A 6286-nucleotide genomic window follows, 5' to 3' on the forward strand; every position below is an offset into this window, starting at 1 on the left:
CCCTCGAAAACCGCCCCGTTTTCCAATACCAGAATCGCTTTCACACGCGTTCTCCAGTGCGTTCCTCCGCAAAATCCGGCGGATTCTAGCAGAAAGCCCGGCCCATTTTCAGGCCTGCGTCCCTATCGCGCCATCCGGCCGCGCGAAGAAAACGGCGCGCCGGTGGTATTACACCATAGTGGGGTTTTCCTGAAACTGCCGTGACACAGAGGAGGTTTGCCATGCGTCACTCACGCGCCGTGTGCGGCCGCGGGCGCCGGGGCGCGGCCGCGGTCTATTTCGTAACGCTGGTGGTCTGCCTGGCGGCCATCGCGGCGGTTTTGTGGCTCTGGCAGGAAGAAACGAAACGGGCCACGGCGCTCGAGCGCGAGGTAGCGCGCCTGCAAGAGCAACTCAGCCGCCTCGCCGCCCTGCAACAAGAAAAGCAGGCCGAAACCCCTGGGCCGGAAGCGCCGCAACCCGGTCCCACAGAGGCATCCGCCGCCGAGGCACCGGCCCCTCCTGCGCTTCCCGAAGGTTTCGACCCGTCCAAGCTCCTGGAAAGCATGCTGGGCAAGGACGCCGCGCCGGACGCGGCGGGCGGCATGTTGGCGCGCATGTTCGAGGGGCCGCAGGGCGAGGCCATGGCGGAAAGCGCCGCAAGTATGATGCTGAATATGCAGTTCAACGACCTGTTCGCCGGCTGGAGCCTGCCGCGCGATGCCGAGGAACAGGTCCGCGCCATTTTCAAGCGCTATATGAAGGAACAGGTCCAGCGGGGCATGCGCTTTTTGAAGGAGAAACCCGAGCGAGCAGTGGTCAAGGCCGATATGGAAGCGCTCGACGCGCAAATGCGCGAGGAATTGGCGCAGATACTCACGCCGGAGCAGATGGCGGAGTTCGAGGCCTACGAGGAGGGCATTCCGGCGCGCATGCTCGAACAATCCTATGACATGCAGCTCCGCATGTTCGGCGCAGGCTTGACGGAGGAGAACCGCGAATTCGTCAAGCAAGTGCTCGTCGATGAGATGCTGGCCTATCAGCCCGACCCGCGCGACATGCCGGATCCGGAACAGATGCGCGAGTTCCTTGCGCATCAAGACGAAGTCTACAACCATGTACTCGAACAGGTCTCGGCACAAATGGATGAGGAGCAGGTTCACATTGTCGAGCGATTCATCGAGCAGCAGCGCGCGGCGGTGGAGTATGCGGGCGGTTTCATGGGCGAGATGTTCGGCAACGCTGAGGAACCGGCGCCGCAGTGACGACGCGCGCCGTCAGTATCGCGGCGCCGCCGCGCGCCCGCGTCAAATCCGGCATTGAATCACAATCTCCGATTCTTCCAGGAGGTCGATCTCTACCGGCGTTATGGGTTTGCCCGCGGCGTCGCGAAAAACCTGGATGACGGGCCGGTCAAGACGGGCTGGGTGAACCTCGGTCACGACCGCCGTGTGCCGGCGGAATGCGCCGCTGAGGACCACCACCTCGCTGCTCTTCGGGTATACGGGCGCCACGCGCAACAGCGCGGCGACCAGTTCCTGGTTGAAGCGCGTTCCGGCTCCTTCGCGAATCACACGGAGCGTCTCGTCCGGCGGCAGCCCGGGTGTCTTTTCGTCGCCGGAAAGCAGGTTGTCGTACGCATTGGCGACCGCCGCAATCTCGCCCAGCACCGTGGGAATCGGCGGCCGCTGCGATCGGTCCCGCTTCACGCGGTTGCCCGCCATGAGACCACGCGGCAGGCCCTGTCCGTCGGGCCGCTCATGATGTTCATAGGCCACATGCGGCGTAAGGATGTCGCTCTGCTCGCTCGCCCGCAGGAGTTCGTAGCCCAGAATCGTATGCTGTTTGACCGCCAGGCCGCCCGTGACCGTCTTGTCAAGAAACAACCTGCCTATGTCATGCAGCAGGCTGCCTGCCGCCAGTTGCCGCAGCCAGTCGTACTGCAAACCGACGGTATGCCCGGTCAGAACCGAGACCGCGCACACGTCGAGCGAGTGCTCGAAAAGGGCGGTATCCGCCGTCTTGATCGAAGTCAGTCCGGCAAGAACGCTGCGCGACAGCACATTCTCGATGATGTGCGAAACGCTTTCGACCACCTTTGCCAGCGGTCCATTCCTGCCCAGCAGCCCGGCCACGCGCCCGGCTTCAAAGACTTTGCCGCATTCCTGCGCGGATTCCGCGCGCAGCGTGCCTACCTCCGACGCAATTTTCTCGAATGCGTTGCGGAGCGCACAGTGGGCGCGCATGCGCACCGCCGGGCTGATATCTTCCTGAGGCTCGCACCCCGCGGGTTCCTCCGGGTCCTTGACACAAATGCGCGTGAACCCCTTGCTCTCCAGGGCGCGGATATACTCGCGTGTCAAGGACACGTTCTTGTGGAGCAGCACCTGCCCCTTCTCGTCAAGCAGTTCCCGGGCTACGAGCATGCCGGGCCGCGCCTGACTTACGGCGATCACACGCAATATCACACCCCTCCATGGTTATACGCTTGGACAGCCGCACAGCCATGGCCGTCCGCCACGGCCGCACAAACCCGCCTGCCGGGCCAAGCCCGCACACCGGCCTTACAGATTATGCCCGCGGTCAGAGGAGTCCGGGGCAGAAACCGTCTTCTGTCTCTTCCCCGGGGCAGTAGTGGTAACCACCCGAATTGTAGAACTGAATGATGCGCAACAATTCGGAAAGGCCGATACGCCAATCGGGGCCATCCGGACTGTAGTCGCTGTCGTGCGGGCAGCAAGTCGTATTCGTGCCCGGACCAGGAAGGTACCCGTCTTCTGTGGAGCCGGGGTCATCGGCGCAATAAAGTCCGTTCGAGTTGTAGAACTGAATCACGCGCAACAACTCACCGAGCGCAACCACGCCGTCGTGATTCTGGTCCGCACTGTGCCATTCATCATCGCAGGGGTCCGACCCTTCGCCCTCGCCTTCACCTTCGCCCTCGCCTTCACCTTCGCCCTCGCCTTCACCTTCGCCCTCGCCTTCACCCTCGCCCTCGCCTTCACCCTCGCCTTCGCCCTCACCCTCGCCCTCGCCTTCACCCTCGCCTTCACCTTCCCCTTCGCTGCCCTTCAGGCAAATTCCGAGGTCGACGTTTTCCACGTGCGGCACACCGGATTCGTACAAGACACTTGCGCCGTCGCCGGACGCCGAACTGATCCACTGGAACCAGCACGCTTCGCTGTTGTCCCTCCGAATCGAAACCCAGCCGGTTTCCAGCGCCACGGGCGCGGCCAAGGCGACGTCATACCGATACAGCAATTGTCCATCGTACGCCATGCCCGAATATTCCTTGACCGGCACAACGGTCTCTTCGGCCACGAGCGTGCCGGGCATGCCCGCATCGTCGGCATAAAACGCGACCTCAAACTCTTCGGAGACCGGGCTGCACGCCACCAGGCCGCCGCCTGCGTTGGCATCGATACCCCACCAGCGCACGGTTTCAATCGGCACGGACAGGCCCTGGAAGTTTTCGTATGCGGCAAAGTCCGTGCCGCTATTGCTGGCGAGCAACGACCATGCTTGCAGCGCTCCTTGCGGCGGTTGACCGAATTGCGTGCCGGGCAGGCAGATGTCCTGGATTTCGCCCTCGCCTTCACCCTCGCCCTCGCCTTCACCGCAGGGCGGGGCGACCTCTACCGTACGCTCCAGCGCGACGAGGGGCCCGTCTATCTCCAAGGCAAGGACGTACACGGGGTAAACGCCCGCGGCATTCACGTTCACGCGGCTCGCGTCAATCTCGAGCACCGGCTCCGGATCGCAGTGGTCCTCGGCAGTCGCAGACGGGTCCACATACGGGACGCCGCAAGGCCACGGGAGCGGATTGTCGCCGATCAGTGTCAACGTGATGGTGTCATGCACGACCACCTGCCGTAGTACCGGCGCGGCGGCGTTCCCGAGCGAGTTCATGACGTTATACTCGATGGTGTACGCGCCTGGAACGTTGGTGTCCAGATTATCCGTTACCTGAACACTCGCCGTGATGTCGCCATCCAGGCAGTCGGCTGCGGACGCACCAGGCAATACATAGTCGTCATGGCCGCATTCGAGGTACAACGGGTCCGCCCCGAGCAACGTGATGACCGGCGGCTCCCGATCGATGAAGTATTCCTGCGCGCTCGTGAAATCGCCGTTGCCCGGCCCCGGCCCGCCAAGCGAGTTACCCTCGCCGTTCTGAATCGAATCATCGTCCACGAGGTCCAGCCGCAACGCGCCGCACCCGTTCCCCGTAGTGACGGTCACCGTGTAAACGGCGCCCCCGCCGCTCACGTCAAGGACGCCCGCGCCCGGCAAGTCCGGCGCAGAGACCGCGAAATCCGTCTCTTCTACGCCGCCCACATTCTCGCTGAACGCAACATCATAGGTCACCGTTTCCGCCGCGGTGGGGCTGACAGCCGTAGGCGTGATGCTCACCACCGCGGGCGGCGCCGCCGTCACGAACAACAGGTCGGGGTCCGTACCCAAGTCCGGGTCGATCACGCCGGTCAGGGGGTTCGTGCTCGTCCACACCGCCATCCACCGGCCCCGGTTGTCCACCGCGAGCACCGGCGCGTAGTCATGGTCCGCGGGGCCGTCCGTAAAGGCAGTGTTGTGCAACGCGCGGGTAGGACCCCACGACACGCCGCCGTCGGCCGACACCGCCAAGAGCACGTCAGGGTCGTCCAGGATAAGGCCGTCCAGTGTCGCCGTAGACGACCACACCGCCGCAACGGAGCCCGCGCTGTCCGCGGCCAGCCGCACACCGACGTCCGTGGCGTCGCCGTCGGTCGTGGCGGTACTGTTGAGAACGGCCTGCGCGGCCCATGTCACGCCGTGGTCCGCGGAGCGGGCGCAAAAGATGTCCGTGTCTTCACCCGTTCCGCCCATGTCCTCGAGGGACTGCCACGCAACCACCAGATCGCCGTTCCCGTCGCAGGCCATGTCCGGGCCGGCGTCATTGCGTGAATCGGCCGCGGCGAGGGAATTGAGCGGGGCGGGTTGCGACCACGAAATGCCCCAGAACAGGATATCCGAATTGGAGGAACGGGCGACCAGAATGTCCGCGTCGCTGCCGAGTTCGAGCGTGCCCGGGAAGGCTTCGAACGATTCCCATGCCACCACCCAGTACGTGCCGCTGAGGACGATACAGGGGCGCTGATCGAAACCGAGGTCAACCGGCGCATTTGTGTTCAACTTGCGCGCCGTGGACCACGTGAGCCCATTGTCCACAGAACGCGCCGCCAGGATGTCCGCATCGGACCCGACGTTCTCTCCGTCAACCAGGGAGACCGTCGATGTCCAAACGCATATCCAGCGTCCGTGTTTATCCGTTGCCAGGCGAGGATAATAGTCTGGCGCCGTATCCGAGTAAGCATGACTGTTCACGGGAACCGGCACGGCCCAATTCATGCCATTGTTCGAGGAATAGGCCACCAGAATGTCCGTGTCCGTGCCGGCACCGCCCACGTTCGCGTTGGACTGCCATACGCAGACCCAATTGTCGCCGCCATCGTTCGCCAGACACGGGAAATCATCCTCCGCGTTATCCGCTTCCGCGTAAGAATGAATGACCGCGGGCGCCGACCAGGTCGCGCCAAAATCACTGGAATAAGCATAGAATATGTCCTTGTCCGTGCCGACGGTCCCCTCAAGCGTATTGTCCGATACCCATACCGCCACCCATTGTCCGGCGTCGTTGGACAGTATGTGACCATTAACATCCGACGCGGCGCCGTCTGATGCCGCGGAACCGCTCAACGGCAAGGCCGGCGAGAACACCAGGTCCGCCCCCGCCCGGTCAGCCGCCGCACAGCACAGAATCGCCAGCAAGAGGACCGGGTGTCCCAGCCATGATCTTCCGGATACGTGCCTGCTACGCATTGGATGCCTTCCTCCCCGCGCGTGCATATTGATTCGTTTTCCTGTGCCGGTGGTCCAGGGACCAGCCAGCCATATGCCGGGACAATGCCCGCAATGCGCAACTTCATGCCCAAGAGCGGACACTTCGCCCTGTAACCCAACCCAAAGTACTATTGTACACGACTTTGCGCGTTTGTCGAGTCTTCATTTTCCTTGTCCACAATACACCACCAACATACCTCCATGCATCCCGAGGTTCTCGCGGCCCGCCGCCTGTGCGCGCATCAGGCTTGCAGCCGCCAGGGACTCCGCATGGGACGCGACAACATGCGGTTCGCGGTATCATCGTCCAGAAAACGCTCCCGGTCCGGGTCCCAGCGCAGTTTGCGGCCCAGGAGCAGCGCAATGTTGCCGATATGGCCGAGCGTGGCCGTGCGGTGGCCGGTTTCCGCGGGCGCATACGTCTCGC

At 63.5% G+C, this 6286-nt stretch carries 5 protein-coding genes; 2 read left to right on the forward strand and 3 right to left on the reverse strand.

The features are described 5' to 3' along the window. Positions 1 to 204 (forward strand): hypothetical protein (locus tag KA184_22680; GenBank protein MBP8132394.1); only part of this gene is annotated, 204 nt, incomplete at its 5' end. A 17-nt stretch (positions 205 to 221) separates the two neighbouring features. After that, positions 222 to 1244 carry a hypothetical protein gene (locus tag KA184_22685; protein MBP8132395.1) on the forward strand — a complete coding sequence of 341 codons (1023 nt, stop codon included), beginning with the start codon at positions 222 to 224 and terminating at the stop codon, positions 1242 to 1244. A gap of 42 nt (positions 1245 to 1286) precedes the next feature. Here the strand turns inward: KA184_22685 and KA184_22690 are convergent, their stop codons facing one another. From KA184_22690 to KA184_22700, 3 genes are all read right to left on the reverse strand, one after another. After that, positions 1287 to 2447: an HD domain-containing protein gene (locus tag KA184_22690; GenBank protein ID MBP8132396.1), complete on the reverse strand. Its 1161-nt coding sequence runs from the start codon at positions 2445 to 2447 to the stop codon at positions 1287 to 1289. Between the two features lie 115 nt (positions 2448 to 2562). Continuing rightward, on the reverse strand, positions 2563 to 5838 hold the full coding sequence (locus KA184_22695) for a DUF5011 domain-containing protein (protein MBP8132397.1): 3276 nt from the start codon (positions 5836 to 5838) through the stop codon (positions 2563 to 2565). 263 nt (positions 5839 to 6101) lie between these two features. Further along, a partial coding sequence (locus KA184_22700) for a gfo/Idh/MocA family oxidoreductase (protein ID MBP8132398.1) occupies positions 6102 to 6286 on the reverse strand: 185 nt, incomplete at its 5' end.

This window comes from Candidatus Hydrogenedentota bacterium (genome assembly GCA_018005585.1).
Classification (GTDB): Bacteria; Hydrogenedentota; Hydrogenedentia; order Hydrogenedentales; family JAGMZX01; genus JAGMZX01.

What these genes read in the sequence shown, in the direction of transcription:
- KA184_22685 (MBP8132395.1), top strand. Translation starts at nt 222, where the DNA reads ATGCGTCACTCACGCGCCGTGTGCGGCCGCGGGCGCCGGGGCGCGGCC.
- KA184_22695 (MBP8132397.1), bottom strand. Translation starts at nt 5,838, where the DNA reads ATGCGTAGCAGGCACGTATCCGGAAGATCATGGCTGGGACACCCGGTC.